We start from the raw sequence: 26,786 nt of genomic DNA on the forward strand, positions 1-26,786 counted from the left end.
CGGTGCGTCGCCACGGCAACGCGCCTGCGGCACCAATTCGTGACGTTGCGTTCGCATCCATTATCATTGCCCCATGAGCTACGCTACCCTCGAAGACCATGTCGGCAATACGCCGTTGGTGCGCCTGAAACGCATCCCGGGTGCCGACAACGAGCGCCGCAACAACGTCGTGCTGGTCAAGCTCGAGGGCAACAATCCGGCCGGGTCGGTCAAGGACCGGCCGGCGCTGGCGATGATCCGGCGCGCCGAGGCGCGCGGCGAGATCAAGCCGGGCGACACGCTGATCGAGGCGACTTCCGGTAACACCGGCATCGCGCTGGCGATGGCGGCCGCGATGCGCGGCTACAGGATGATCCTGGTGATGCCCGAGAACCAGAGCCTGGAGCGGCGCCAGACCATGAAGGCCTTCGGCGCCGAGCTGATCCTGACGCCGAAGGCGGCGAGCATGGAGGGCGCGCGCGATGCCGCCGAGCGGCTGGTCGCCGAGGGCCGCGGCATCATGCTCGACCAGTTCGCCAATCCGGACAACCCGATCGCGCACTACGAGGGCACCGGCCCGGAGATCTGGCGTGACACCGAGGGGCGCCTGACTCACTTCGTTTCCAGCATGGGCACTACCGGCACCATCATGGGCTGCTCGCGCTACTTCAAGGAAGTGAATCCGGCGATCCGGATCGTCGGCTGCCAGCCCGAGGAAGGCTCGCAGATTCCGGGCATACGCAAGTGGCCGCAGGCCTATCTGCCGAAGATCTGCGACTTCTCGCGCATCGACCGCCTCGAGTATGTCGGGCAAGCCGCAGCCGAGGAAATGACGCGGCGCTTGGCTGCGGAAGAAGGCATCTTCGCCGGCATTTCGTCTGGGGGCGCCCTCTGCGTCGCGCTGCGCATCGCTGCCGAGGTCGAGAACGCCGTGATCGTCAGCATCGTCTGCGACCGCGGCGACCGCTACCTCTCCACCGGCGTATTTCCGGGCTGACGTGCTGAACCTCTTCGCGGCGCTGGCGGCCTGGAACACCCCGGCCTTCAACGATGCTCTCAAGCGCGAACTCGAAAGCGCCGGTCCGGCCGCGCTGTCCCTGCAGCAGAGCCTCTCGGCCAGCAGCTACGCGCTCGACGACGGCTGCACGGTCATGGTAATCGGCGTCGGCGAGGAACCCGGACTGATCCGTGCGCGGGTCGGCGTCTTCTTCCACGGCATCATCGCCGGCTGCAGTTGCGCCGACGACCCGACGCCGGTCGAGCCGCAGCAGGAATACGTCGAACTGGAAGTGGCGATCGACAGGCACAGCGCTGCTGCCACCATCACGCCTACAGGGGATTGATTGCCGGCCTTCAAGTCGGGTCGAACCAGCGCAGCATGCCTGCATGGACGAGCACGAAGCGGACCTCCTCCACATGCGCGAGCGTCGGGGCCATCGCCTTCGCCGCCGCGACCATGATCGGGCCGGCTTCCTCGAGCGGGTAGCCATAGATGCCGGTCGAGATCGCCGGCAGCGCCACGCGGGTGGCGCCGTGTTTTTCGGCCAGCGCGAGCACGCTGCGCACCGCCTTCGCCAGCAGCGCCGCGGGATCGGGGTCGGCGAAGTAGCGCGGGCCGACGACGTGGATCACCCAGCGGTTGGGCAGGCGGAAGCCCGGCGTGATCACCGACGCGCCGACGTCTATCGGCCCGAGATTCACGGCGTAATCCTCGAGTTCCGGACCTGCCGCGCGATGGATCGCGCCGCAGACGCCGCCGCCGGCCAGGAGCTGCGGGTTGGCGGCATTGACGATGGCGTCGCAATCGGGCTGGTGCACGATGTCGCCGACAACCGCGGTCACGCGCGCGCCCATCGCCGGACTTCCTCAGGCCGCGTGGAGGGCGACCGGAATCCGCCGTGCGCCGAAGGGCTTGGCGAAATGGCCGAAGCGTCCGGCGATCGCGGTGCCGCAGTGCTTGCAGTGGCCGCTGTCGTCGAGAGCGTAGCCGAGGATCTCGTACCAGTCGCGCTCGATCACCGCCTTGCCGCAGCCGGGGCAGTAGGTCGCGTCGCCGGTGCGGTCATGGACGTTGCCGGTGAAGACGTAGCGCAAGCCGGCATCCAGGGCGATCTTCCTCGCTTGCGCCAGCGTCGCCGGCGGCGTCGCCGGCGCGTCGAGCAGCTTGTAGTCGGGATGGAAGGCCGAGAAGTGCAGCGGCACGTCGGGGCCGAGTTCCTTCATGCACCAGGCGGCCAGCTGCTTGAGTTCGTCGTCCGAGTCGTTGTGGCCGGGGATCAGCAGCGTCGTGATCTCGAGCCAGCACTGCGTTTCATGCACGATATAGGCGAGGGTGTCGAGCACCGGCTGCAGATGACCGCCGCAGAGCTTGACGTAGAAGTTGTCGGTGAAGGCCTTGAGGTCGACGTTGGCGGCGTCCATCTTGGCGTAGAACTCGCGCGCCGGTGCCGCGTGCATGTAGCCGGCGGTGACTGCCACGGTCTTCAGCCCTGCCGCGTGGCAGGCGTCGGCGGTGTCCATCGCATACTCGGCGAAGATCACCGGGTCGTTGTAGGTGAAGGCCACGCTCTGCGAGCCGTAGCGCTGCGCTGCGCGCGCGATGGCCGCGGGGCTGGCCTCGTCCATCAGCGTGTCCATCTCGCGCGACTTCGAGATGTCCCAGTTCTGGCAGAACTTGCAGGCGAGGTTGCAGCCGGCGGTGCCGAAGGACAGCACCGACGAACCCGGATAGAAGTGGTTGAGCGGCTTCTTCTCGATCGGGTCGATGCAGAAGCCCGAGCTGCGGCCGTAGGTGGTGAGGATCATCTTGCCGTCCTGCATCGCGCGGACGAAGCAGGCGCCACGCTGCCCTTCGTGCAGCTTGCAGTCGCGCGGGCAGAGGTCGCACTGGATGCGCCCGTCGTCGAGCGTATGCCACCACCTGGCAGGTGTTCCCGTCAGTTCTTCTCCGGCTCTTTCCATTTCTGCACCTCGTAACGGGAAAGCTTGATGTCGGGGGACCAAAAGGTCGACGCCAGCCCCGCCTTCTGCTTCAGATGCGCCATGAACATCCGCGGGTCGGGCAGGCTCTCCCATACCTGCGGCAGGAAGGTACCGCGGTGCATGCCGTATTCGAGGATCATGCCGTCGATGCCGGGGCGCAGCTGGCGCACGGCGTCGTCTTCGCTGGCGAAGCTCATCGGCACGGCCGGCGCGAGCAGCGAGACTTCGACCCGCGTGCGCGCCAACTCGTCCTCGGTGAGCGGCATGAAGCGCGGATCGCGAAAGGCGGCGGCCTTGGCATTGGCGCGGACATCCTGGTCGAGCGGCCGCCACGCCTCGAGCGAACCGATGCAGCCGCGCAACTGGCCATGCTGAGTCAGGGTGACGAAGGTCGCGCCCGGCCGCAGCAGCGCCGGATCATCGGGCTCGGCCGCAGGCGCAAGGCCGAACTCGGCGGCGATCGCGTTGCGCGCCCGTATCAGCAGCGCGTTGCCCAGCGTGTCAGGCATGGCCGGCTTCCTCGAAGGCGAAGGCGGCGTAGCCCACGACACGCGCGCGGTCGCCGGCCGTATCGCCCGAATTGCGCAGGTCGAGCAGCGTCGGCTTGAGGCCGCGGCGCTGCGCCACCTCGATCAGGCCGTTGATCGGCAACGCGCCGCAAGCCTGTTCGAACTCGGTCAGCGGCTGCAAATGGAGGATGCTGCTGGTGGTCGCCCCATCCTTCTGGCGGGCCACGGCATAGGGCAGGTAGTGCGAGAGGTCCGAGCTGATCACGATCAGCGTCTCGGGGCCGCCCCAGAGCAGATCGATGACTTCGGCGATCTGGTGGCCGCCGGTATGGCCGACGACGAAGGGAACGAGCTTGAAATCGCCGAGCACGGCCTGCAGGAAGGGCAGTTGCACCTCGAGCGAGTGCTCCGTGGCGTGGGCGGCGGCGCTGATCGTGACTTGCGGCAACACCTCGGCGGCGCGCATGGCCGCCAGATCGAGCGGGACGACGCCGAGGGGCGTGGCAAACGCCTCGGCCTCCGGCAACGCCAAGCCATTCACGGCCACGCGGTGGGCCGGGCCGAACATGACGACGCGGCGAATCGTTTGGGCCGCGCCCGCCAGCAGCGCATAGGCGCTCGCCGCGATGGGGCCCGAATAGATATGCCCCGCATGCGGCACGATCAACGCCTTCGGCATACGGGGCAAGTCGCCTGCCCGGTCGGCGCCGGCAAGCATCCCAGCCACTTCGGCGGAAAGGGCCTTGGGGTCGCCGGTGTAGAACATTCCCGCCACGGCGGGCGGGCGGATGCGTTCCTGTGCATGCATGGTCGTCTCCCCGAAAAAAAGCGAGCAACCCGGCGCAACACCTTCTGGCGCTGGCCTCGATTCATTGTAGTCCTTACAATTGCCCCATGTCCTACTTTGCACTGGTCCCCGCCGCCGGCTCGGGTTCGCGCATGGGCCGTGGGCTGCCCAAGCAGTACCTGCCGCTGGCCGGGCGACCGCTGATCTTCCACGCCCTGGCGACGCTGGCGGCCGTTGCCGCGATCGAGAAGGTCTTCGTCGTGCTGGCGCCCGACGACGCCGAATGGCAGCGCCACGACTGGAGCGGACTGGGGGAGAAAGTGGCGGTGCTGCGCTGTGGCGGAGATACCCGCGCGGCGTCCGTCACCCAGGGGCTGCGTGCGGTCATGGGCGATGTCGCTGCAGAGGACTGGGTGCTGGTGCACGATGCGGCCCGCGCCTGCCTGGCCGTGGCTCACGTCGAGGCGCTGATCCGCGAGGCGGGTGCCGACCCGGTCGGCGGCATCCTCGCCGTGCCGGTGGCCGATACCCTGAAGCAGGCGGGCGAGGCGGTGGATGGCATGAACCGCATCGCCGCCACGGTGCCGCGCGAAGGCCTGTGGCAGGCGCAGACGCCGCAGATGTTCCGCCACGGCATGCTGCTCGACGCGCTCGAATTCGCGCCGGTGGTCACCGACGAGGCCAGCGCGATCGAGGCGCTCGGCCTCAAGCCGCGGCTGGTCCCCGCCGACGCGACCAACTTCAAGGTCACCTATCCGCTCGACCTTCACCTCGCCGAACTCATACTCGCCAGCCGGAGCCAACGATGAGCACTCCTCAAATGCCGATCTTCCGCGTCGGCCAGGGCTTCGATGTCCATGTCCTGGTCGCCGGGCGCCGCTGCATCATCGGCGGCGTGGACATCCCGCATGAAAAGGGCCTGCTCGGGCATTCCGACGCCGACGTGCTGCTGCACGCGATCACCGACGCCGTGCTCGGCGCGGCCGGCCTCGGCGACATCGGCCGCATGTTCCCCGACACCGACGCGCAGTGGGCGGGTGCCGACAGCCGGGCGCTGCTGCGGGCGGCGATGGCACGGGTGCGGCAGAGTGGCTGGCGCGTCGGCAATGTCGACGCGACGGTGGTCTGCCAGGCGCCGAAAATCTCCCCCCATGCCACGGCGATGTGCGCCAACATCGCCGCCGACCTCGAGGTGCCGCTCGACTGCATCAACATCAAGGGCAAGACCACGGAGAAACTCGGCTTCACCGGGCGCGGCGAGGGCATCGCCGCCCAGGCGGTGGCGATGCTGCTCAGGGCGTGACGCCGACGCGCCGAATCTTCTTCGCGCTCTGGCCCGGGCCCGAGGTGGCCGGGAGGCTCCATGCGCTCTCCGCCGATGCCCATGCGGTCTGCGGCGGCCGCCGCATGCGCCGCGAGACCCTGCACCTGACCCTGGCCTTTCTCGGTGAGGTCGATGCCACGCGTTTCGATCTGGCCTGCGCGATCGCCGATGGCGTCGCGGAAAAAATCGGCACCGGCGACGCCCTGCAGGAAACCCCCTTGGGGAACACGGTGCTGCGCATCGACCGCATCGCCTGGTGGAAGCACAATCACATCGTCTGGGCCGGTTGCGACGAGGTGCCGCCGGTGCTGGCGGCGCTCGCCGATGATCTGGCCGCCGAACTGCGCGGCGGCGGCTTCGTGCTCGACAGCCGCCGCTTCGCCGCCCATGTCACGCTGTTGCGCAACGCGCAATGCGCCGGAGAAGTGGCGCCGATCGAGGCGTTCGACTGGCCGGTGCGCGAATTCGTGCTGGTGCAGTCGCAACTCGATCCTTCGGGTGCCCGCTATGAGATCGTGCGGCGCTGGCCGCTGCCGGGGCCATCGGCTAGAATCACCGAGTCCTGAAACCGGAGAGCACCCGTGGTTCTTGGCCTGTTCCGTCCCAAGCCCGTTTCGCCCCGCCTCGAGCGGCTGCACTCGCTCTTCCTGTTCGTCAATCTGACCCCGGCGGAACTGGCCATCGTCGACGGCCTGCTGCACGAGCGGGACTATTGCGCCGACGAGGTGATCTTCGACGAGGGCGAGGAAGGCCAGGCCATCTACATCGTGCTCGAGGGCAGGGTGGCCATCCGGCGCGACAACGACGGCGAGCCGGTGGTGCTGGCGGAGATGGAGGCCGGCGCGGTCTTCGGCGACGTCGCCCTGCTCAACAACGCGCCGCGCCTGGCGCAGGCGCGGGCGGCGACGTCCTGCAGGCTGGCGGTGTTTTTCCGCGAGGACTTCATGACGCTGCTCGACACCCACGCCCGCATCGCCTCGAAGATCTCCCTGCAGATCGCGCGCACCCTCGCCAACCGCCTGCGCGACGTGCGCATCGCGCCGCAGACCAGCCAGCACCTGTGACGACCAACAATCACGGCCCGGGGCCGGTGGTATGGGCCGGCATCATCGCCGGCACCTGCCTGCTGCTGTTCGCCCTGCAGAAGCTGCTGTGGCTGGTGGTGCCCTTCCTGCTGGCGCTGGTCCTCTACTACATGCTGCGGCCGCTGGTGCAGGGCCTGGTCCTTCGCGGCATGGGCCGCGACGGCGCCGCCAGCGCGGTGATGCTGGGTTTCCTCGCCGTGGTCGGTGCCGGCTTCGCGCTGATGCTGCCGCGGCTGGCGACGCAACTGGTCGACGGCCAGTCCTCGGTCGAGCGCTACATGAAGGGCGGCATCAACCTGCTCGAGCGTTCGCTGCGCATGCTCGAGGCGAAATGGGCGCTGTTGGCCGACGCCCACATCGCCGAAACCGTCGTCCACCGTCTGAACAACCTGGGTGGTGATGTCGCCACGCACATCGAGCCGCTGGCCATGGGCATCGCGGCGTGGATGCCCTCGCTGCTGCTCGCGCCCTTCCTCGCCTTCTTCTTTCTGCGCGACGGCCAGCGCTTCAAGCGTTTCCTCGGCAGCGCGGTACCCAACGCCTTCTTCGAACGCACGCTCTACCTGCTGCACGATGTCGATCGCACGGCGCGCGCCTATTTCCAGGGGTTGATCGAGCTCACTGTCCTCGATACCGTCACGCTGGCGGCGGGGCTGTCATTGATGGGGGTGCCGGGTGCCTTGGCGCTGGGCGTCATCTGTGCGGTGCTGGCGTGGATTCCCTACGTCGGCTCCATCCTCGGGGGCCTGCTGGTCGTACTCGTCGCCGCCACGGACTTTCCCGACACGCCGGCGATGGCCTACTGGGCCGTCATGCTGTTCATTTTCGTGCGCCTGCTCGACGATTTCGTGTACATGCCGCTGACCATAGGCAAGAGCCTGCACATGCATCCGCTGGTCACGGTGCTGATGATCTTCGTCGGCGGCGCCGTCGCCGGCGTACCCGGACTGATGCTGGTGCTGCCGGTGCTTGGCGTGGTCATGGTGATCGGCGCCACGGTCGGCCAGATCGTCACCGACCCGCGGCTGATGGCGCGGCACCGCCACGCCCGCCTCCTGCGCAAGCAGCACGCCAGCCTCGATCTGAATTAGGGCCTGCTCCTCAGCCCGGCGCCTGGTTGCGCATGAACAGGGCGAGATCGGTCAGGGCCTTGTCCAGCCGGGCGCGTACTTCCTCGTCGGCGATGCACTCGGCCATGGCCTGGCGCATGCAGAGCATCCATTGCTCCGCTTCGCTGCTGGCGATGGGGAAGGGCATGTGGCGGGAGCGCAGCCGCGGGTGGCCGAACTTTTCGACATAGAGCTGCGGGCCGCCGAGCCAGCCGCTGAGGTACATGAAGAGCTTTTCTTCCGAGCCCGACAGGTCCTGCGGGTGCAGCTTGCGGATGGCGTAGGCTTCGGGAAGCGTGTCCATCAGTTCGTAGAAGCGCCGAACCAGCGCGCGCACGGCGGATTCGCCGCCGATGGTCTCGTAGGGGGTGGCAGGAGCGTTCATGGGGCGGGGATTGTAATACGCGCGACCAGGCCGCCGCCCTCGCGTGGCAGCAGGTCGAGGCTGCCGCCGTGGGCACGGGCGATGCGTTCGACGATCGCCAGGCCGAGGCCGGCGCCGACGGCGTTGCTGCGTGCAACCTCGAGCCGGGTGAAGGGCAGCTTGAGGCGGTCGGCCTCGGCTGCGGGAATGCCGGGGCCGCGGTCGCGTACTTCGATCCGCATCGCCCCCCCGATGCGTGCCAGGGCCAGTTCGACCGATTGTTCCCCGCCGGCGTGGCGCAGTGCGTTGTCGATGAGGTTGGCGATGGCGCGGCGCAGCGTGGCGACACGGACGGGCAGGCGGGCGTCCTCGGCAAAAGCCGGTTCCAGCACCACGGTGAAGCCACGGCGGCGGTATTGTTCGGCGAGTTCCCGCAGCAGCGCCGCGAGGTCGATCGGCTCGAGGCCTTCGCCGCCCTCGCTGCCGGTGCGGGCGAAGTCGAGGAACTGCCCGATGGTACGGTCCATTTCCTCGACATCCGCCGCCATGGCTTCGCGCGTCTCTTCGTCGGCGCCGGTCATTTCGATCTCCATGCGCAAACGGGTCAGCGGGGTGCGCAGGTCATGCGAGATGCCAGCGAGGATGAGGGCGCGGTCATCGTCCAAGCGTGCCAGATCGGCGCTCATGCGGTTGAAGGCACGCGCCAGCGTTTCCAGTTCTTCCGGGCCGCTCTCGGTCAGCGGGGCCGGCTGGCGGCCGCGGCCGATTTCGGCGGCGGCATGTTCGAGCGCCTTCAGCGGCCGCGTGACGCGGAACATGATGAGCCAGGCGCCTACCAGCGACAGCAGCACTGCGGCGATGCCCCAGCCGATCCACTGCGCCGGAAAAATGCGATCGAGGCGCTCGATCGGCAGCGCGATCCAGAACTCGCCTTCGTCGCCGTCGTCGATGCGGAAGGAGGCGAACAGGGCTTTCTCGCCGTCGCGCTCCAGCGTCAGGCGCGTCTCCGGACCCAGGCGCTCTTGCAGCAGCTCCTGCAAGCGCTGCAGGAAGGCCCGCTCCGGCAGGGGGGCGATGTGGTCGTCACTCTCGGCCGGGTAGATGTGGATGCCCTCGCGGTCGGACAGTTCGCGCAGCAGTTCGCGGCGCGCATCGGGGCGGGCCGAAACCAGCGAGGTGCGCGTGAGGTTAACGACGCTGGCGATCATCTGGGCGATCTGCCGCGCGCGCGGCTCGCGCTCGTAGGTGGTGAAGATCGCGAACCAGGCCAGCACCGAAAGCAGCATCAGCGCCGCCAGCAGCAGGAAGGTGCGGGCGAGCAGGGTGCGGGGAACGAGTTTCAAGCGGGGGCTTTCCGGAAACGGGGAAGCCGCGTCAGCGGCTGAACACCCGTCACCCCCCTCCCCGGGAAGGGGGCTGGGGGGAAGGGGGCCGTCATGAAGTGTGTTTGTGCCCGTCGGGCACGAACACGTAGCCGAAGCCCCAGACGGTCTGGATGTAGCGGGGCTTGGCGGCGTCCTCTTCGACCAGCTTGCGCAGGCGCGAGACCTGGACGTCGATGGCGCGGTCGAATACCTCGTATTCGCGGCCGCGGGCCAGTTCCATCAGCTTGTCGCGGGACAGGGGCTGGCGCGGATGTTCGACCAGCACTTTGAGCAGGCCGAACTCGCCGGTGGTGAGCTGGGTGATCGTGCCCTCGCGCGCGAGTTCGCGGGTGGCGAGATTGATCTCGACGTTGCCGAAGCGCACGACCTCCTCGGCGGCGGCCGGTGCCCCGGGCGGCGGCGGGGTGGCTCGCCGCCGCAGCACGGCATGGACGCGGGCAACCAGTTCGCGCGGATTGAAGGGCTTGGGCAGGTAGTCGTCGGCACCGAGTTCGAGGCCGACGATGCGGTCGACGTCCTCGCCCTTGGCGGTGAGCATGATGATGGCGACGTCGTTCTTGGCCCCGCGCAGCCGGCGGCAGATGGCCAGCCCGTCCTCGCCGGGCAGCATGAGATCGAGCACGATGAGGTCGTAGAACTCGCGGTCGAGCGCGCGGTCCATCGCCGGCGCGTCGGGCACGGCCCTGACCGTGAAGCCCTGGTCGGCAAGGTAGCGCTCAAGCAGCTGGCGCAGGCGGACGTCGTCATCGACGACAAGGATTTTCTCTGACATGGCGCGCATCCTAGCGGCATCGCCCGGTCAGCGCCAGAGGGCATTTACATTCCTTTACACATTGCCTGAGGCCGCAAACAGTTCGCTTACACCTTGGTCCGAGGATGCGAAGCACGCCACAAGGGATGGGCGGGCCGAACAAGGGAGATGAAAATGAAACAGCTGAAACCAGTGGTATTGAGCATGCTGACCATCGCCGGCCTCGCCGCCGGTGCCGCCGCAGCCGCCGAACCGGGGACCTCCGGTCGGACGGAGCGCCAGCAGCAGCGCATCGAGCAGGGCTGGCGCTCTGGCGATCTGAACCGCAACGAAGTGCGCCGGCTCGAAGGCGAGCAGCGCCAGATCCGCCAGGAGCGTCGGCAGTATGCCGCGGACGGCAATGTCGACCGCTTCGAGCGCGCCGACCTGCGCCGCGACCTTAACGGGGCCGATCGCCACATCTACAATGAGCGCCATGATGGCAATCGCCGCGACTGGAACGCTCGCTCGGACAACGGCAGGCACTATGGCCGGGATCGCGGCAGCTACCAGCAGGGTCGCCGCGACGTGCGCTACGACGGCCGCCAAGGCGCCGGGATCGATCGCAGTCAATGGCAGCAACGTGAGATGATCGAGCGCGGCGTGCGTTCCGGACGGATCACCCCGGTCGAATACCGTGAGCTGCGGGGCGAGCAACGGGCGATCCGCCAGGAGGAACGGGCCTATCGTGCCGACGGCTACCTCAGCGGCGCCGAGCGCACCGACCTGCGCCATGATCTCAAGGCGGCAAGGCGCCACATCCGTGGCGAAATGAGCGACGGCGATCGGCAGTATTACTAAGGAAGGTTAGTCACTTGAAACTGGCGGGTCCGATCACTCTTCTGGCAGCGCTGCTCGCAGCGGCGCTGCCGGCGTTCGCCCAGCCCGGCGGGGGGCGCCACGGCGCCGGCCGCCAGGAACGGGAATCGTCCGAGCGGCAGCAGATGCAACAGGAACGTGGCGACCTGCGCAACGACGTGCGCGGCGAATACTGGCGCTACGAATCCTCGGGCGGGCGTTGCGAGGGCCCCTGCCGCATGACGCCGGAAGAACGCCGCCAGCTGCGCCGCGACATCGACGATGCCGGGCGCACGCTCTACGGCCGCGGGCCGCGACGCGGCCGCGACTGACTCACCGGTCGAGGGGCGCGTTGCGCGTTTCGGGCAGGAACAGCACCCCGACCACCGCGGCCATGCCCAGCAGTGCCACCGGGTACCAGAGTCCGGCCAGGGCGCTGCCCGTCTGCACCGACAACAGCGTGACCATGAAGGGCGACAGCCCGCCGATCCAGCCGGCCGATAGATTGTGGGGGAGGGCGACGGCCGAGTAGCGCGTGCGCGCCGGGAACAACTCCGCGAGCGTCGCCGTCTGTGGCCCGGTGATGGCGGCGACCGCAACCACCGGGATCAGCAGCAGCAGGATCAGCATCGTGCGGTTGACCTGCGCCGGGTCCGCTTGCGCGGGCCAGCCCGCCGCGACGAGCGCCTTCTCGACGGCCGCGTTGCCGGGCAATATCGCTTCGGCCACGCCGACCGCAACCGTGAGTGTTGGGCCCGATGTCAGGGTGTAATTCACCCCCTTCTTCGCGAACAGTTCCTGCAACTTCGCGCACGGCGTCGTTGCATTGCGGAAGGGCGAGTAGTCGCAGTCGCGACCGGAGAGTTCCACCCTGACCTCGCGATGGAAGCGTTCCAGCGCCGGGTTGCCGAAGTGAAGCAGGCCCTGGAACACCGGCAGGATGGAGGCGAGGCCGATCAGCAGGCCCGCCAGCAGAACCGGCCGGCGGCCGATGCGGTCGGAGAGCCAGCCACAGAAGACGGTCAGCGGGAACAGCGCCAACGTCGCCACCATGACGACGAAGCCGGCTTCGCGCGGATCGAGCTTGACCACGTTTTTGAGGAAGACCGTCGAATAGACCTGTGAGGAAAAGAACAGCAGCGAGCCGCCGGCCGAGATGCAGAAGAACAGCAGTGCCATGCGACCGAGGGTGTGGCGGTCGCGGAAGCAGTCGGCCAGCGGCGTCTTCGCCACGCTGTTGCTGGCGCGCAGCTCGGCGAACACCGGGCTCTCGTGCAGGGCGAGACGACTCTTGAGCGAAATCGCCAGCAGCACGACGGAAAGCAGGAAGGGCACGCGCCAACCCCAGTCGCGGAATTCGGCATCGGAGAGCCAGCCCTGCAGCAGCACGATCTGGAAGGTCGAGGCCATGATGCCCAGCGGCCCCATCAGCTGCAGCACGCTGGTGTAGATGCCGCGCCGGTTTGCCGGCGCGTGCTCGGTCAGATAAACCACCGCGCCGCCGATCTCGCCGCCCATGGCCAGGCCCTGCAGCAGCCGCAGGATCAGCAACAGCGCCGGGGCGAGCAGACCGACCTGGGCGTAGGTCGGCAGCAGGCCGACGCCGAAGGTGGCGATGCCCATCAGCACGATGGTGGCGATGAAGACGTTGCGGCGGCCGATGCGGTCGCCGAGCGAGCCGAAGAATGCCGCACCGAGCGGGCGCACCACCATGCCGACGCCGAAGGTGGCGAGGCTGGCGAGCAGCGCGGCGACGGGGTTGTCGGGTGGGAAGAAGAGGGCGCCGAAATAGCTGGCGAGCGCGGCGAAGGTGAGGAAGTCGTACCACTCGAGGAAGGTGCCGAAGCAGGCGGCGACGGCGACCTTGGTCTTGACGGAGTCGGGGGTGCTCATGGCGAGGATTATCGGCGATCGAAGGTAAAATCCGTCCGTGAATCTTCTCGCCTTCGAAACCTCCACCCGTCGCCTCTCCGTCGCCCTCTGGCATTACGGCGAGCGTCTCGAACGGGATGCCGACCTGCCCAATGGCGGGTCCGAAATCATCCTGCCCTGGGTGCATGAACTGCTGGCCGAGGGCGAACTCACGCTTTCGCAGATCGACGGCATCGCCTACGGTGCCGGCCCCGGCGGCTTCACCGGCTTGCGCCTGGCCTGCGGCGTGGCGCAGGGCCTCGCTTTCGGTTTGGGTCGGCCGGTGGTCGGCGTCGGCAGCCTCGAAGTGCTGGCCCGCGCCGCCCACGAGGCGACCGGGGCCAAGAAGGTGTTCACCTGTTTCGATGCGCGCATGAACGAGGTCTATAGCGCGGCCTGGCTGCTGCGCGACGCGATCCCCATGCAGGTGCTGCCTCCGGCGGTGAGCGCGCCGGGCGAAGTGCATGTGCCGAACGGGACCGACTGGCTCGGTTGCGGCGACGGTTTCGTCAGCTACTTTGATGCTCTCGGCGGCGTGCTGGGCGAGACGCTGGTCCATGTTCGCTCCGACATTTTTCCGACCGCCGGCGCGCTGGCGGCGCTGGCGGCGCGACGCTTCGCCCGCAACGACGGCGTCGATGCCGCGAAGGCGGCGCCGCTCTACGTGCGCGACAAGGTGGCGCTGACCACGGCCGAGCGCCTGGCGAAGGGGGGAGTCCGCTAAATGTCGGCGGTACTGGCGGCTGTCGTCGATTTCCTCCCGATGCGTTCCGACGACATCGATGCCGTCGTCGCGGCCGAGCAGCGCATCTACGATTTCCCCTGGACGCACGGCAATTTCACCGATTCGCTCGCGGCCGGCTACAGTGCCTGGCTGTTGCAGGAGGACGGCCGCATGGTCGGCTATGCCGTGATGATGCTGGTGGTGGACGAGGCGCACCTGCTCAATCTCAGCATCCTGCCCGAGGCGCAACGACGCGGCCTCGGCAGCCGCCTGTTGCGCCACCTGTTCGTCATCGCGCGGGGCAAGGGGGCGACGCGTGTGCTGCTCGAGGTGCGTCCGTCGAACGCCTGCGGCCTCGGCCTCTATCGCCGATTCGGCTTTCTCACCATCGGCGAGCGGCGTGGCTATTACCAGGCACACCAAGGTCGCGAGAGCGCCCTGGTGATGGCGCTGGATCTGTGAGCCCGATGGACCGGCACGATTCCACCCTGCGCGAGATGGGCCTCGGGCCGCTGTGGCGACTGCGGGATGCGCAGCCCGCCGCAGTGCCGGAGCCGGCACGTCCGGAGGCGAAAGCGGTGCCCGCCCCGAGCCCGACGCTCGCCGCGGGCGAAGGTCGCGGCGCGGCGATCGCCGCGATGGACTGGGATGAATTGCGCGGCGCCGTCGCCGCCTGCGATGCGTGCATGCTCTGCCGCGATCGCCAGCAGGCCGTACTCGGCGTCGGCGATGTCAATGCCGACTGGCTGTTCATCGGCGAGGGCCCGGGGGCGGAGGAGGACGAGCGCGGCGAGCCCTTCGTCGGCCAGGCCGGCAAACTGCTCGACGCGATGCTCTCGGCCATCGATCTCAGGCGCTTTGATGACGTCTATATCGCCAATGTCGTCAAGTGCCGCCCGCCGGGCAACCGCACGCCGCAGCCCGAGGAAACCGCCGCCTGCTGGCCCTACCTCGAACGGCAGATCGCCTTGCTCCAGCCCAAGCTCATCGTGGCGCTGGGGCGGCCGGCGGCGCAGACCCTGCTGCAGGCCGAGGTCAAGGTCGGCGAGTCGCGCGGGCGTCTGTTCGATTTCCGCGGCATCCCGCTGATCGTCACCTACCATCCCGCCTACCTGCTGCGCAGCCTGCCGGACAAGGCCAAGGCATGGGAAGACCTTTGCTTCATGCGGCGCACCATGCGCCAGCTGAAAGGCGACGCCGCGCCGCGTTGAGCGACGCTAGTGGTGGGCCGCGTCGTCGAGGTGGGCGACGTCGTCGTACTGGCGCTGGTTGGCTTCGTGCCGTTTCTTGACGAAGTACATGGTGCCGGCGACGAAGAGGCCGAACAACGCGATGATCCAGTAGATGTGCAGGTTGGCCTTGATCAGCAACGAGTAGATCGTGGTCATGACCAGGATCGACAGGTTCTCGTTGAAGTTCTGCACGGCGATCGAATGACCGGCGCCCATCAGGATGTGGCCGCGGTGCTGCAGCAGCGCGTTCATCGGTACGACGAAGAAGCCGGAGAGGATGCCGATGATGACCAGCAGCGGAATCGCCACCCAGGTGTCGCGCACCGCGATCATCACCAGGACGACGATGCCCATGGCGACGCCGAGCGGGATGACGCGCACCGACTTGCGCAGGGTGATCATCTTGGCCGCGAGGATCGCTCCCACGGCCACGCCGACGGCGACGACGCCCTGCAGCATGCTGGCTTTCGACAAGTCGAGGTTGAGCGCGGTCCGGGCCCATTCGAGCACGATGAACTGCAGCGTCGCGCCCGCGCCCCAGAATAGCGTGGTCACCGCCAGCGAGATCTGGCCGAGTTTGTCGCGCCAAAGCAGCTTGAGGCAGTGGTTGAATTCGTGGATGAGGTAAACCGGGTTCTTCTTGAGGGGCTTGTGGTCTACGCCGGTATCGGGCACATACAGGTTGAAGACCGCGGCGACCAGGTAGAGCGCACCGATGACCAGCAGGTTCATCTCGGAGATGGTGTCGATGCCCGTGTCGATCACGGGGCAATCAAACGCGAGCAGGCTGGCGGCGATGTCCGGCCGGATCAGCGCGCCGCCCAGCACCACGCCGAGGATGATGGCGGCTACGGTAAGGCCCTCGATCCAGCCGTTGGCTACCACCAGCAGACGGTGCGGCAGGTATTCGGTGAGGATGCCGTACTTGGCGGGCGAGTAGGCCGCTGCGCCCAGCCCGACCACGGCGTAGGCCATCAGCGGATGCACGTCGAAGAACATCAGCGTGCAGCCGAAGATCTTTATCCCGTTGCTGATGAACATCACCCGCCACTTCGGCATCGAGTCGGCGAAGGCGCCGACGAAGGCGGCCAGGGCGACGTAGGAAACGGTGAAGAAGGTCTTGAGCAGCGGCTCGTATGCGGCCGGCGCGTGCATGTCGCGAAGGATGGCGATCGCTGCGATCAGCAGGGCATTGTCGGCGAGCGCAGAGAAAAACTGCGCTGCCATGATGATGTAGAAACCGAGCGACATGGGCGGTTGGGGCCGAGGGCTGCGGCTTTATAGCACGAAAGACTGGCGGGGCCGGAAGCGGGGAAAGCCGCGGAAACTATCATCAGACTATCTTATGCGCGACTTTTGTGATTGAATATCAGTCATAACGAATACGAGCTTTGCCGGGGGAGTCCAGTCAGATGGCCGATCGCAGGTTGCAGGTGTTTCACGCCGTTGCCAAGCAACTGTCCTTCACCAAGGCGGCGGAAGTGCTGTTCATGACGCAGCCGGCCGTGACCTTCCAGATCAAGCAGCTCGAAGAGCACTTCAATACCCGCCTGTTCGACCGCGGCCACGGCCGCATCGCGCTGACGCCGGCCGGCGAACTCGTGCTGGCCTACGCCGAACGGATTCTCGGCCTCTCCTCGGAGATGGACGTGCGCCTGGCCGAGATGACCGGCGAGATCGGCGGCTCCCTGCTGGTCGGCGCCTCGACCACTATCGCCGAGTTCATGCTGCCGCGCATCCTCGGCGAGTTCAAGTCGCTCCATCCCAACGTGCGCCCCCGCCTGGTGGTCGGCAACTCCGAGACCATAGAGACCCGCGTCGCCGAGCACACCATCGACATCGGCTTCATCGAGTCGCCATCGCACCAGCCCAACCTTCAGACCGAGGCGAGTTGCGAAGACGAACTGCTGGTGATCTGCAGCCCGAAGTCACCGCTCGCCAAGCACAAGGAGTTGACGCCGGCGCAACTCGTCGATCTGCCCTACGTCTCGCGCGAACCGGGTTCGGGCACGCGCGAATTCACCGACGCCTACCTGCACAAGCACGGCGTGCAGCCGGAGCAGGTCAATCTGGTCATGGAGATGGGCAGCCCGATCTCGCTGATCGGCGTGGTCGAGACCGGGCTGGGCTTCGCCATCGCCTCCTCGGCCTCGATCGCCAAGTCGCTGCGCCTCGGCGACATCGTCGCCATCCCGCTCAAGCCGCGGCTGACGCGCAAGCTGTCGATGGTCTACCCGAAGGAAAAATTCCGCTCGCGGCTGGTCACCGCTTTCGTCGACTACGCCAGCAAGCGCCTCAAGGATTTCGCGGTCTGATTTCCTGCCGCAATGCGGCTCCCGCTCTTGTAGACTTAACAAGAATGGCCCCCTCGCTCACTTCGTTCGCTGCCCCCACGGGGGGCGCTGACTTCCTCGGGCCGGCCCGTCGGAAGTCATGACCCGCCCGATCCGCGCCCGCATCGACCTTTCCGCGTTGCGCCACAACCACGCCGTCGCCCGCCGCCATGCCGGCGACGCCTCGATCTGGAGCGTCGTCAAGGCCAACTCCTACGGCCACGGCCTGATGCGTGTCGCCAAAACGCTCGCCGACATCACCGACGGCTTCGCCCTGATTGAGCTCGAAGGGGCGATTCAACTGCGCGAGGCCGGGATCCGCCAGCCGATCCTGATGCTCGAGGGCTTCTACGAGGCCGAGGAGCTGCCGGCCTTCGCCGAATACGCCCTGACCACGGTGATCCACAGCCGGGCCCAGGCCGAGGCCTTCTGCTCCGCCCCGCTGCCGAGCAAGCTGCCGGTCTATCTCAAGCTCAACACCGGCATGAACCGGCTGGGGCTCGATGCCGACGAGGTGCCTGCGGTGCTGGAAATGCTCGAGCGTTCGCGCCTTGCGGCCAGCGTGACCTTCATGACCCATTTCGCCGATGCCGACGGTCCGCGCGGCGTCGACTGGCAACTGGCCGCGCTGGCCAGGTTTCCGCCCGCCGTGCAGCGCAGCCTCGCCAACTCGGCGGGACTGTTGCGCCACCAGGGCACGCGGGCCGACTGGGTGCGGCCCGGCATCATGCTTTACGGCGGTTCGCCCTTTCCCGAGCAGACCGCCGAACAACTCGGCCTGCTGCCGGTGATGACGCTGCAAAGCGAACTGATCGCGGTGCGTCGAATCGCGGTCGGCGACCACGTCGGCTACGGCTGCACCTTCACGGCCCAGCGGCCGACGACCGTCGGCATCGTCGCCTGCGGCTACGCCGACGGCTACCCGCGCCATGCGCCGAACGGCACGCCGGTGCTGGTGGCCGGGCAGCGTTGCGGCATCGTCGGACGAGTTTCCATGGACAAGATCTGCGTCGACCTGACGGACCTGCCCCGAAAAGTCGGCGTTGGCGAGACGGTAACGCTGTGGGGCGAGGGACTCCCTGCGGACGAGGTCGCCGCCGCGGCCGGCACTGTCAGCTACGAACTGTTCTGCGCACTGTCCGCCCGCGTGCCGGTGATCGAGGTGCGCGAGTTTGGCTAAGCCGAAGACTGCCTACGTTTGCACCGAGTGCGGCGCGTCCTCGCCCAAGTGGCAGGGGCAGTGCCCGGGCTGCGGACTGTGGAACACCCTGGTCGAGTCGGTGACCGAGCCGGCGGCCGGCGCCAACCGTTACGCCACGTCGTTCGCGGCGCTCGCCGGCGTCGGCAAGCTGCAGGATCTCGCCGAGATCAAGCCGCGCGAGGAACCGCGCCAGCCCACGGGCATCGAGGAATTCGACCGCGTGCTCGGCGGCGGCCTGGTCTCCGGCGGCGTCGTGCTGATCGGCGGCGACCCCGGCATCGGCAAGAGCACGCTGCTGCTGCAGGCCCTCTCTCGTCTGGCGGAGGCCGGGCAGTCGGTGCTCTACGTCTCCGGCGAGGAATCGGCCGAGCAGGTCGCGCTGCGGGCGCGGCGGCTGGCGCTGCCGGTCGCCGGGCTGCGCCTGCTGCCCGAGATCAGCCTCGAAAAAATCACCGCCACGCTGGCCGAAACGCGGCCGGCCGTAGCGGTGATCGACTCCATCCAGACCGTCTATTCCGAGGCGCTGACCTCGGCGCCGGGCTCGGTGGCACAGGTGCGCGAGTGCGCGGCGCAGCTGACGCGCTTCGCCAAGCAGAGCGGCACCTGCGTGATCTTCGTCGGCCACGTGACGAAGGAGGGCGCGCTGGCCGGGCCGCGCGTTCTCGAGCACATGGTCGATACCGTGCTCTATTTCGAGGGCGACACCAATTCGAGCTTCCGCCTGGTCCGCGCCTTCAAGAACCGCTTCGGCGCGGTCAACGAGCTCGGCGTCTTCGCCATGACCGACAAGGGGCTGCGCGGCGTCTCCAACCCTTCGGCGCTGTTCCTGTCGCAGCACGCGCAGGAGGTGGCGGGCAGCTGCGTGCTGGTGACGCAGGAAGGCACGCGGCCGCTGCTGGTGGAGATCCAGGCGCTGGTCGACAGCGCCCACACGCCGAGCCCGCGCCGGCTCACCGTCGGCCTCGATTCCAATCGCCTGGCGATGCTGCTGGCCGTGCTGCATCGCCATGCCGGCATCGCCTGCTTCGATCAGGATGTGTTCGTCAATGCCGTCGGCGGCGTGCGCATCCAGGAGCCGGCGGCCGACCTCGCGGTGTTGCTGGCCATCGTCTCGTCACTGCGCAGCAAGCCCCTGCCCGGCAAGTGGGTCGCCTTCGGCGAGGTCGGCCTGGCTGGCGAGATCCGTCCCGCGCCGCGCGGCCAGGATCGCCTCAAGGAAGCGGCCAAGCTCGGCTTCACCCATGCGCTGATCCCCAAGGCCAATGCGCCGAAGCAGGCGATCAAGGGCATCGAGGTGATCGCGCTGGAGCGCGTCGAGCAGGCCGTCGAGCAGTTGCGCGGCCTTTGCTAGCCGACACCGATGCCGAAAAAACTTTCGCTCATGCAGTCGGCCGGCATCGCCGCGGTCCTGCTTGTCCTCTTCCTGCCGCTGCCGCACCGCATCGCCCCTGCGTGGTCCCTGCGCCTGGTCGACAACGCCGGCATGCCGCAGGCCGGCGTTCCGACGGTGCAGACGTGGCAGCATCCGCTGTTTCAGCCCGATGAACGCGAGGAGACGCTGCGCAGCGATGCCCAGGGCCGCGTCACCTTCCCCGAACGCCAGGCATGGGGCATCGGTGCCGTCCATGGCTACCGGGCGCTCGCCAAGGCCTTCGGGGTCGGCCTGGTCTCGGGTTTCGGTCCCGTCGTCTGGGTGCACGCCCGCGTGAGCGCCGAACGCAGCGGCGCCAACCTCTACGTTTCCGGGCAGACGCCGCCGGATACGATCGTGATCCACCGCGACGGCGTCTGCCCGGCTGACGACCTGCCGGCGCCTGCGACGAAATGATTGCCCTGCGCCTGATGTGGCGCATGCTCGCCCGCGACTGGCGCGCCGGCGAACTGACGGTGCTCGGCGTGGCGCTGGTGGTGGCGGTGGCGGCACTGACCAGCGTCGGCTTCCTCGCCGACCGCGTCGAACGCGGCCTCATGCAGCAGTCGCACCAGCTGCTCGGCGGCGACCTGCTGCTGACGGCCGACCACCCGTGGCGCGACGAGATCAGGGAGGTGGCCCGCCGGGCCGGCCTGCAGCTGGCCGAGAGTGCGACCTTTCCCAGCATGGTGTCGACGCCGCAGGGCGCCCAGCTGGCCGAGATCAAGGCCGTCACTTCCAATTATCCGCTGCGCGGCAAACTGCGCACCGCTCCCCAACTCAATGCCGCCGATGCCGAGGCGCAGGGCGTACCTGTACCGGGCGAAGTCTGGCTGGACGAGCGGCTGACCTCGGCGCTGGGCATGGCGCCAGGAACGTCGTTGCGGCTTGGCGCGCTCGATCCGGTGATGACGGCCGTGCTGACGCTCGAGCCCGATCGCGGCATCAACGCCTTCGCCCTCGCCCCGCGCCTGCTGATGAACTTCGGCGACCTGCCGGCATCGCAACTGGTCCAGCCGGGCAGCCGCATCGCCTGGCGTCTGCATCTGGCCGGAGAGGCAAAGGCCGTAGCCGCCTTCGCCCGCACGATGGAACAGCGCCTCGGCCGCGGCGAAAGACTCGAAAGCCTCGACAACGCCCGCCCCGAGGTGCGCAACCTGATCGAGCGCGCCCAGCGCTTCCTGCGCCTTGCCGCGCTGCTCGCGGTGATCCTCGCCGCCGTCGCGGTCGGGCTTTCCGCCGACCGCTACATGCGCCGCCATCTCGACGGCTGCGCGGTGCTGCGCTGCCTCGGCGCGCGCGAATCGCAGATCCTCGTCATCCACGGCGGCGAGTTCGTGATCTTCGGCCTGCTCGCCACGCTGGTCGGCGGCATCAGCGGCTACGCGACGCAATGGGCCTTGCAATCGCTGCTGGCGGGAATCCTGACCGATGCTTTGCCGCAGCCGGGGTGGCAGCCCTGGGCGCAGGGCCTGGCGGTCGGCGCGGTGCTGGTGGTCGGCTTCGTCCTGCCGCCGCTGCTGCGGCTCAAGCGCGTGCCGACGGTGCGGGTGCTGCGGCGCGAGTGGGACGGCGAGCCGGTATCGCTTGCCGCCTACGGCATCGGCATCGCACTGCTGGCGCTGCTGATGGTCGCCATCGCCGGCGAGATGAAGCTCGGTGCCATCGTGCTCGGCGGTTTCCTCGGTGCGATCCTGCTATATGCCGGCTTCGCCCGGCTGGTGACGACGTTGTTGCGTCATGTGCGGGCCGGTCCGGGCTGGCGCTACGGCCTGGTCAACTTGCGGCGGCGCCGGCTCGCCACGCTGGTACAGGCCGTGTCGCTGGGCCTCGGCCTCACCGCCCTGTTGTTGCTGACCGTGGCCCGCGACGAACTCATGGACAGCTGGCGCGCCAGGGTACCGCCCGATGCGCCCAATCGCTTCGTCATCAACATCCAGCCCGACCAGCGTGCCGCCATCGCCGACTTCTTCGCGGCCGCCGGCCTGCCGCCGTCGCTGATGGAACCGATGGTGCGCGGCCGCCTGGTGGCGGTCAATGGTCGGGCGGTGCGGCCGGCCGACTATGCCGAGGAACGGGCCCAGCGCCTGGTCGAGCGCGAGTTCAACCTGTCGTGGACGGCCGACCTGCCGGGCGGCAACACCCTAGCGGCGGGGCGCTGGCATGGCCAATCCAGGGAGCCGCAGTTCTCGGTCGAGCAGGGCTTGGCCGAAACCCTGAATCTCAAGCTCGGCGACGAGCTGGATTACGATATCGCCGGCCAGCGCCTGGCCGCACGCATCACCTCGCTGCGCAAGCTCGACTGGGATTCGATGCGGGTCAATTTCTTCGTCATCGCGCCGGCCGGAGCGCTCGACGGCCTGCCGACGAGCCTGATCACCAGCTTTCACCTGCCGCAGGAAAAGGTCGCCTTCGTCAATGCCCTGGCGCGCGAGTTTCCCAACGTCACCGTGATCGACGTCGCCGCGCTGGTGCGGCAGTTGCAGGCGACGCTCGACCAGGTGACGCGCGCGGTGCAGCTGCTGTTCGGCTTCGCGCTGGCCGCAGGAGTCGTGGTGCTCTACGCCGCGCTGCAGGCCACGGCGGACGAGCGCCTGCGCGAGCTGGCGGTGATGCGCGCGCTCGGTGCACGCAAGCGCCAGCTGCGCGCCGCCCTCGGCACCGAGTTCGCGGCGCTGGGCGCCATGGCCGGGCTGCTCGGCGGGCTCGGCGCGGCGGCCATCGCCTGGGCGCTGGCGCGCTTCGCCTTCCGCCTGCCGTATCTTCCGGATCCGCTGCTGGTCGTCATCGGCTGCACCGCCGGCGCCCTTGGCGTGGCGATAGCCGGCGTGCTGGCGACACGCGGCGCGCTGGCCAGCGCCGCCGTGACCGGGTTGCGCGAGGCGCAGTAGGCCGAGCATTGCCTTTTGCCGCTGCTAGCGGCACTATTCCGGACATGAAAGCGGAATCGGCCGATTCCTCCAGTTCGTCCGCAGGGGCGAGCCCGTTTTTCGGCACGCCCTATCGCTCGCTGGTGATCGGCGTCTATGCCCTCGTAGCCACGGTTTGCGGTGGCATGGCCTGGCTGCAGATCCAGCAAATCGAGCGGCATGTCGGCGACGTCGCGCGCGAGCGCGGAGCGGTGCTGTTTCGCCTGATCGAACTGACACGCGACTGGAACGCCGGTCACGGCGGCGTCTATGTGCCGGTGACCCCGACGACCCAGCCCAACCCCTACCTCCAGGACGAGAAGCGCGACATCGTCGGCCACGACGGCTCCCGCCTCACCAAGATCAACCCCGCCTTCATGACGCGGCAGATTGCGGAACTGGCCGCCCGGGGTAATGGCGTCAAGATCCACCTCACCAGCCTCAGGCCGATTCGTCCGGCCAACGCGGCCGACGCCTGGGAGACGGAATCGCTGGCGCTGTTCGAGGGTGGGCTCAAGGAACGGCTCAGCTTCTTCGGCGACGGCGCCAACCCGTCTCACCGCTACATGGCGCCGCTGCTGGTCAAGGAACCTTGCATGAAGTGCCATGCCATGCAGGGCTACCATGTCGGCCAGATCCGTGGCGGCATCTCCATCACCATGCCGGCCGGCGAGCTGTTGGCGGTGGGCGCGCGCCAGCGCGACTGGACCCTGTCGATCGCCTTCGGCACCTTCGTCGTGGTCAGCCTGCTGGCGCATTTCGCGTTCAACCGCGCGCGCCACCATTACGTCGACCTGGCGGACCTGACGCGGGCACAGGATCGCACCATCGCCGATCGCACGCGCGAGGTGGAGGAGCGCAACGCGGACCTGGAGCGCGAGGTGGAGGAACGCCGGCGCAGCCAGCAGCAGTTGGCGCAGAGCGAGTCGCGTTACCGCTCGGTGATCGAGAGCAGCCAGGACGGGGTGGTGTTGCTGGATCAGGGCAACATCGTCTTCGTAAACGAGCGGCTCAGCGAGATCCTCGGCTTCCGTCCCGAAGAACTGATCGGCAAGCCTTTCGTCGACATCGTCGCCGAACTCGACCGCTCCTGGGTGGCGGATCGCCACCAGCGGCGCCTGCGCGGCGAGGCCGTGCCGGGCACTGCGCGCGTGCGCCTGCGCCACCACAACGCGAGGCTCACGCGCATCGCCGACATCCTCATCGTGCCGCTGCACGAAGGCACGCAGGGGCAATGGGTGGTCACCCTGAAGGACGTCACGCTGCTGGTGCGCAACGAACGCGAACTGCAGATCGCCGCCGCCGTGTTCGAGCATGCCGCCGAGGGCGTGATGGTGACCGACGGCGAAAACCGCATCCTGCGCGTCAACCCGGCCTTCACTTCCATCACTGGCTACACGCCCGGCGAAGTCGTCGGTCGCAAGCCCGACATGCTGAAGTCGGGCCGCCACGACCTTGCCTTCTATCAGGAGATGTGGCAGGCGCTGTCCGGGCGCGGCCACTGGGAAGGCGAAATCTGGAACCGCCACAAGAACGGCAGCCTCTACGTCGAGTGGCTCGCCATCAGCACCATCCCCGAGGACGCCGAGGATGCCGGCAAGTACGTCGCGACCTTCACCGACATCACCGAGCGCAAGCAGGCCGAGGAACTGCTGCGCCACAAGGCGCAGCACGACCCGCTGACCGACCTGCCCAACCGCGCGCTGTTCGAGGATCGTCTCGACGGTGCCCTGGCGGCGAGCCGCCGCTACGGCCGTCAGTTCGGCCTGCTGGCCATCGATCTCGACCTCTTCAAGGAGGTGAACGACAGCCTCGGCCACCAGGCCGGCGACGAGTTGCTGGTCGCGGTGGCGCGGCACCTGCTGTCCTGCGTGCGCGAGGCCGACACCGTGGCGCGGATCGGCGGCGACGAATTCGCCATCCTGCTGACCGAGGTCGGCAGCGCCGCCGAAGTCGAACAGGTAGCCCGCCGCGCGCTCGAGCTGCTGGTGCAGCCCTTCCGCCTGGAAGCGGGCATCGCGCAGATCTCGGCCAGTATCGGCATGGTGCTCTATCCCGAACATGGCGACAACGCCGGCGACCTGCGGCGTGCGGCCGATCGCGCGCTCTATGCCGTCAAGACGGGCGGCCGCAACGGCTGCCGCTTCTACGCCGCCGGGCTCTGAGTCGCCACGGTCGTCTGCAGTCGCGCCAGTTCGTCCGGGGTGTTGATGTTAGCGAAGGCCGTGCCGTCGGCGAAAGCCACTTCACATGCGCCGGCAGCGGCGAGCCAGTCGCGCGCCTTGCGCCCGCCGTTTTGCAGCCATTCGCCGAGTGCCGGGGCGAGTTCGACGTGGGCCAGCATGAAGCCGGGCTCGGGGCCGCGCGGGCTGGTCGCCACGAAAAGTCGGCGCTGGCGGCGCCCCGAAGGAAGTCCCCCTGGGGGAGACGCCGACTGCGCCAGGCGTGCGACCAGGTCGTGCGGCAACAGGGGGGCATCGCAGGGCGCCGTGACCAGCCAGGGCGTGGTGCAGGCGAGCAGGCCCGCGTGCAGCCCGGCCAGCGGGCCGGCGAAGCCGCCGACGACGTCGGCGACCAGGGGCAGCCCGAAGGCGCCATATTCGGGGCGGTTGGCGTTGATCGCGAGCCGCGCCACCTGCGGCGCGAGACGCTCGATGACGTGGGCGAGCAGGGGGCGGCCTTGCAGCGGCGCCAGTCCCTTGGCGATGCCGCCCATGCGCAGGGCCTGGCCGCCGGCGAGCACGAGGCCGCTGATCTCGGCACGGGACGGCGGGGCGTTCAGACCGGCTTCGCCCACGCCGCCCGCCGGGCCGCCCCAAGGGCGGCGGCGCCCCCCCGTGGGGGGCAGCGAGCCGTTTTTGGGAGCGTGGGGGGCCATTACTCTAGCCGCCGATGTAGGACATTTCGATCTTCCTCGCCGCGGGGGTGGCGGCGTGGCGGATCTCGGAGTAGCGATCGCCGCGGCCCTGCCAGATGCCGGCGATGAAGGCGGCGAGCTCGGCATCGCCGGCGCCGCGGCGCAGCAGCGCGCGCAGGTCGTGGCCATCGGTGGCGAAGAGGCAGGTGTAGAGCTTGCCTTCGGTCGACAGGCGCAGGCGGGTGCAATCGCGGCAGAAGGCCTGCGTGACCGAGGCGACGACGCCGACCTCGCCGGCCCCGTCGCGGTAGCGCCAGCGTTCCGCGACCTCGCCCGGATAGTTGGGATCGATCGGCTCGAGGGGGAAGCGCTCGTGTATCCGCGCGATGACCTCGCGTGAGGGCAGCACCTCGTCCATGCGCCAGCCATTGGTGCTGCCGACGTCCATGTACTCGATGAAGCGCAGGATGTGGCCGCTGCCGCGGAAGTGTTCGGCCAGGGGCAGGATCTGGTCGTCGTTGGTGCCGCGCTTGACCACCATGTTGATCTTGAGCGGCGCCAGTCCCGCCGCCGCGGCGGCTTCGATGCCGTCGAGCACGTCGGCGACGGGGAAGTCGACGTCGTTCATGCGCCGAAACACGGCATCGTCGAGTGCGTCGAGGCTGACGGTGATGCGCTTCAACCCCGCCGCGGCCAGGCTCGGTGCCATCTGCGGCAGCAGCGAGCCGTTGCTGGTCAGCGTGAGGTCGATTCCCGGAATTTCGGCGAGTTGCGAGATCAGGCCCTCCACATGGCGGCGCAGCAGCGGTTCGCCTCCGGTGAGGCGAATCTTGTTGACGCCGAGACCGGCGAAGACGCGAGCGATGCGGGCGATTTCCTCGAAGCTCAGCAGTTCCGCGCGCGGCAGGAAGGGGTAGTCGCGTCCGAACACCGTCTTCGGCATGCAGTAGGTGCAGCGGAAGTTGCAGCGGTCGATGATCGATATGCGCAGGTCGCGCAGCGGGCGGCCGAGGCTGTCGAGCAGGGCGGGGGGGCGGGGGGCGGGGACGACGTCACGAAGGGCTCCGGAAGTGGCCAAGAATAACCCGAATCGCCG

General features: G+C 68.4%; 29 protein-coding genes. 18 read left to right on the forward strand and 11 right to left on the reverse strand.

Annotated elements, in window-relative coordinates; all coding sequences use genetic code 11:
* The first annotated feature begins 73 nt into the window (after positions 1–73).
* Together cysM and EJE94_RS10135 are read left to right on the forward strand one after the other, a co-directional pair.
* On the forward strand, positions 74–976 hold the full coding sequence (cysM, locus tag EJE94_RS10130) for a cysteine synthase CysM (RefSeq protein WP_121241111.1): 903 nt from the start codon (positions 74–76) through the stop codon (positions 974–976).
* Position 977: 1 nt separating this feature from the next.
* Positions 978–1,322, forward strand: coding sequence for a hypothetical protein (locus EJE94_RS10135; protein WP_121241113.1), 345 nt, complete (start codon positions 978–980; stop codon positions 1,320–1,322).
* Between the two features lie 10 nt (positions 1,323–1,332).
* On the opposite strand, the gene EJE94_RS10140 is transcribed toward EJE94_RS10135, so the two are convergent.
* From EJE94_RS10140 to amrB, 4 genes are read right to left on the reverse strand one after another with little or no spacing between them, the layout of a single operon-like run.
* Entirely contained in the window at positions 1,333–1,833 is a 501-nt protein-coding gene (locus EJE94_RS10140) for a macro domain-containing protein (RefSeq protein WP_121241116.1), read from the reverse strand.
* A gap of 12 nt (positions 1,834–1,845) precedes the next feature.
* Entirely contained in the window at positions 1,846–2,940 is a 1,095-nt protein-coding gene (gene amrS / locus EJE94_RS10145) for an AmmeMemoRadiSam system radical SAM enzyme (protein ID WP_121241118.1), read from the reverse strand.
* Positions 2,916–3,470: an AmmeMemoRadiSam system protein A gene (gene amrA, locus EJE94_RS14620; protein ID WP_165904803.1), complete on the reverse strand. Its 555-nt coding sequence runs from the start codon at positions 3,468–3,470 to the stop codon at positions 2,916–2,918. The genes amrS and amrA overlap by 25 nt, the downstream gene beginning before the upstream one ends.
* Positions 3,463–4,278 (reverse strand): AmmeMemoRadiSam system protein B, encoded by an 816-nt coding sequence (gene amrB, locus EJE94_RS14625; protein WP_165904804.1) that lies wholly within the window; start codon positions 4,276–4,278, stop codon positions 3,463–3,465. The genes amrA and amrB overlap by 8 nt, the downstream gene beginning before the upstream one ends.
* An 86-nt stretch (positions 4,279–4,364) precedes the next feature.
* On the opposite strand from amrB, the gene ispD reads away from it, so the two are divergent.
* The 5 genes from ispD to EJE94_RS10175 are packed head-to-tail and all read left to right on the forward strand — an operon-like array spanning position 4,365 to position 7,757.
* Positions 4,365–5,066, forward strand: a complete 702-nt coding sequence (gene ispD, locus EJE94_RS10155) for a 2-C-methyl-D-erythritol 4-phosphate cytidylyltransferase (protein WP_121241120.1) — start codon at positions 4,365–4,367, stop codon at positions 5,064–5,066.
* Positions 5,063–5,560 (forward strand): 2-C-methyl-D-erythritol 2,4-cyclodiphosphate synthase, encoded by a 498-nt coding sequence (gene ispF / locus EJE94_RS10160; protein WP_121241122.1) that lies wholly within the window; start codon positions 5,063–5,065, stop codon positions 5,558–5,560. Before ispD ends, ispF begins: the two co-directional genes overlap by 4 nt.
* Positions 5,557–6,147: an RNA 2',3'-cyclic phosphodiesterase gene (gene thpR, locus EJE94_RS10165; RefSeq protein WP_121241124.1), complete on the forward strand. Its 591-nt coding sequence runs from the start codon at positions 5,557–5,559 to the stop codon at positions 6,145–6,147. Before ispF ends, thpR begins: the two co-directional genes overlap by 4 nt.
* A gap of 15 nt (positions 6,148–6,162) precedes the next feature.
* Positions 6,163–6,645, forward strand: a complete 483-nt coding sequence (locus EJE94_RS10170; RefSeq protein ID WP_243642582.1) for a cyclic nucleotide-binding domain-containing protein — start codon at positions 6,163–6,165, stop codon at positions 6,643–6,645.
* Complete coding sequence (locus EJE94_RS10175) at positions 6,642–7,757, forward strand: AI-2E family transporter (protein WP_243642583.1); 1,116 nt, start codon at positions 6,642–6,644, stop codon at positions 7,755–7,757. The genes EJE94_RS10170 and EJE94_RS10175 overlap by 4 nt, the downstream gene beginning before the upstream one ends.
* 10 nt (positions 7,758–7,767) lie before the next feature.
* Here EJE94_RS10175 and EJE94_RS10180 read toward each other — a convergent pair whose 3' ends face one another.
* The 3 genes from EJE94_RS10180 to ompR all read right to left on the reverse strand — a co-directional run bounded on the left by EJE94_RS10180 (position 7,768) and on the right by ompR (position 10,296).
* Positions 7,768–8,160: a group II truncated hemoglobin gene (locus EJE94_RS10180; RefSeq protein ID WP_121241127.1), complete on the reverse strand. Its 393-nt coding sequence runs from the start codon at positions 8,158–8,160 to the stop codon at positions 7,768–7,770.
* Positions 8,157–9,482: an ATP-binding protein gene (locus EJE94_RS10185; protein WP_243642584.1), complete on the reverse strand. Its 1,326-nt coding sequence runs from the start codon at positions 9,480–9,482 to the stop codon at positions 8,157–8,159. Before EJE94_RS10185 ends, EJE94_RS10180 begins: the two co-directional genes overlap by 4 nt.
* A 91-nt stretch (positions 9,483–9,573) precedes the next feature.
* Positions 9,574–10,296: an osmolarity response regulator transcription factor OmpR gene (ompR, locus tag EJE94_RS10190; protein WP_121242217.1), complete on the reverse strand. Its 723-nt coding sequence runs from the start codon at positions 10,294–10,296 to the stop codon at positions 9,574–9,576.
* Positions 10,297–10,449: 153 nt separating this feature from the next.
* On the opposite strand from ompR, the gene EJE94_RS10195 reads away from it, so the two are divergent.
* A complete protein-coding gene (locus EJE94_RS10195; RefSeq protein WP_124962446.1) occupies positions 10,450–11,115 on the forward strand; it encodes a hypothetical protein in 666 nt (221 codons plus the stop codon).
* 14 nt (positions 11,116–11,129) lie between these two features.
* Positions 11,130–11,444, forward strand: a complete 315-nt coding sequence (locus EJE94_RS10200) for a hypothetical protein (RefSeq protein ID WP_121241131.1) — start codon at positions 11,130–11,132, stop codon at positions 11,442–11,444.
* A gap of 1 nt (position 11,445) precedes the next feature.
* Here the strand turns inward: EJE94_RS10200 and EJE94_RS10205 are convergent, their stop codons facing one another.
* Positions 11,446–13,005, reverse strand: a complete 1,560-nt coding sequence (locus EJE94_RS10205; protein WP_121241133.1) for an MFS transporter — start codon at positions 13,003–13,005, stop codon at positions 11,446–11,448.
* Positions 13,006–13,042: 37 nt separating this feature from the next.
* Between EJE94_RS10205 and tsaB the strand changes: the two genes are divergently transcribed.
* The 3 genes from tsaB to EJE94_RS10220 are packed head-to-tail and all read left to right on the forward strand — an operon-like array spanning position 13,043 to position 14,958.
* Entirely contained in the window at positions 13,043–13,747 is a 705-nt protein-coding gene (tsaB, locus tag EJE94_RS10210) for a tRNA (adenosine(37)-N6)-threonylcarbamoyltransferase complex dimerization subunit type 1 TsaB (protein WP_121241135.1), read from the forward strand.
* Positions 13,748–14,209, forward strand: coding sequence for a ribosomal protein S18-alanine N-acetyltransferase (gene rimI / locus EJE94_RS10215; protein WP_121241137.1), 462 nt, complete (start codon positions 13,748–13,750; stop codon positions 14,207–14,209).
* A gap of 5 nt (positions 14,210–14,214) precedes the next feature.
* Positions 14,215–14,958: a uracil-DNA glycosylase gene (locus EJE94_RS10220; protein ID WP_121241139.1), complete on the forward strand. Its 744-nt coding sequence runs from the start codon at positions 14,215–14,217 to the stop codon at positions 14,956–14,958.
* Positions 14,959–14,964: 6 nt separating this feature from the next.
* Here the strand turns inward: EJE94_RS10220 and lplT are convergent, their stop codons facing one another.
* On the reverse strand, positions 14,965–16,230 hold the full coding sequence (lplT, locus tag EJE94_RS10225; protein ID WP_121241141.1) for a lysophospholipid transporter LplT: 1,266 nt from the start codon (positions 16,228–16,230) through the stop codon (positions 14,965–14,967).
* Positions 16,231–16,391: 161 nt separating this feature from the next.
* Here lplT and EJE94_RS10230 point away from each other — a divergent pair, with 161 nt between their 5' ends.
* The 6 genes from EJE94_RS10230 to EJE94_RS10255 all read left to right on the forward strand — a co-directional run bounded on the left by EJE94_RS10230 (position 16,392) and on the right by EJE94_RS10255 (position 24,998).
* Entirely contained in the window at positions 16,392–17,294 is a 903-nt protein-coding gene (locus tag EJE94_RS10230) for a LysR family transcriptional regulator (protein WP_121241143.1), read from the forward strand.
* 118 nt (positions 17,295–17,412) lie between these two features.
* Positions 17,413–18,492 (forward strand): alanine racemase, encoded by a 1,080-nt coding sequence (gene alr, locus EJE94_RS10235; RefSeq protein WP_121241145.1) that lies wholly within the window; start codon positions 17,413–17,415, stop codon positions 18,490–18,492.
* The gene (gene radA, locus EJE94_RS10240; protein WP_121241147.1) at positions 18,485–19,864 is read left to right on the forward strand and encodes a DNA repair protein RadA; all 1,380 of its coding nucleotides are present in this window, start codon (positions 18,485–18,487) and stop codon (positions 19,862–19,864) included. Before alr ends, radA begins: the two co-directional genes overlap by 8 nt.
* A gap of 9 nt (positions 19,865–19,873) precedes the next feature.
* Positions 19,874–20,341: a hypothetical protein gene (locus tag EJE94_RS10245; protein ID WP_121241149.1), complete on the forward strand. Its 468-nt coding sequence runs from the start codon at positions 19,874–19,876 to the stop codon at positions 20,339–20,341.
* Entirely contained in the window at positions 20,338–22,815 is a 2,478-nt protein-coding gene (locus EJE94_RS10250) for an ABC transporter permease (protein WP_121241151.1), read from the forward strand. Before EJE94_RS10245 ends, EJE94_RS10250 begins: the two co-directional genes overlap by 4 nt.
* Positions 22,816–22,859: 44 nt before the next feature.
* Positions 22,860–24,998 carry a diguanylate cyclase domain-containing protein gene (locus EJE94_RS10255; protein WP_121241153.1) on the forward strand — a complete coding sequence of 713 codons (2,139 nt, stop codon included), beginning with the start codon at positions 22,860–22,862 and terminating at the stop codon, positions 24,996–24,998.
* Here the strand turns inward: EJE94_RS10255 and mobA are convergent.
* Complete coding sequence (gene mobA, locus EJE94_RS10260; RefSeq protein ID WP_243642585.1) at positions 24,980–25,630, reverse strand: molybdenum cofactor guanylyltransferase MobA; 651 nt, start codon at positions 25,628–25,630, stop codon at positions 24,980–24,982. The genes EJE94_RS10255 and mobA overlap by 19 nt on opposite strands.
* A gap of 85 nt (positions 25,631–25,715) precedes the next feature.
* Positions 25,716–26,768, reverse strand: a complete 1,053-nt coding sequence (gene moaA, locus EJE94_RS10265) for a GTP 3',8-cyclase MoaA (protein WP_124962447.1) — start codon at positions 26,766–26,768, stop codon at positions 25,716–25,718.
* Positions 26,769–26,786 lie beyond the last annotated feature (18 nt).

Source organism: Sulfurisoma sediminicola, assembly GCF_003865015.1.
GTDB lineage: Bacteria > Pseudomonadota > Gammaproteobacteria > Burkholderiales > Rhodocyclaceae > Sulfurisoma > Sulfurisoma sediminicola.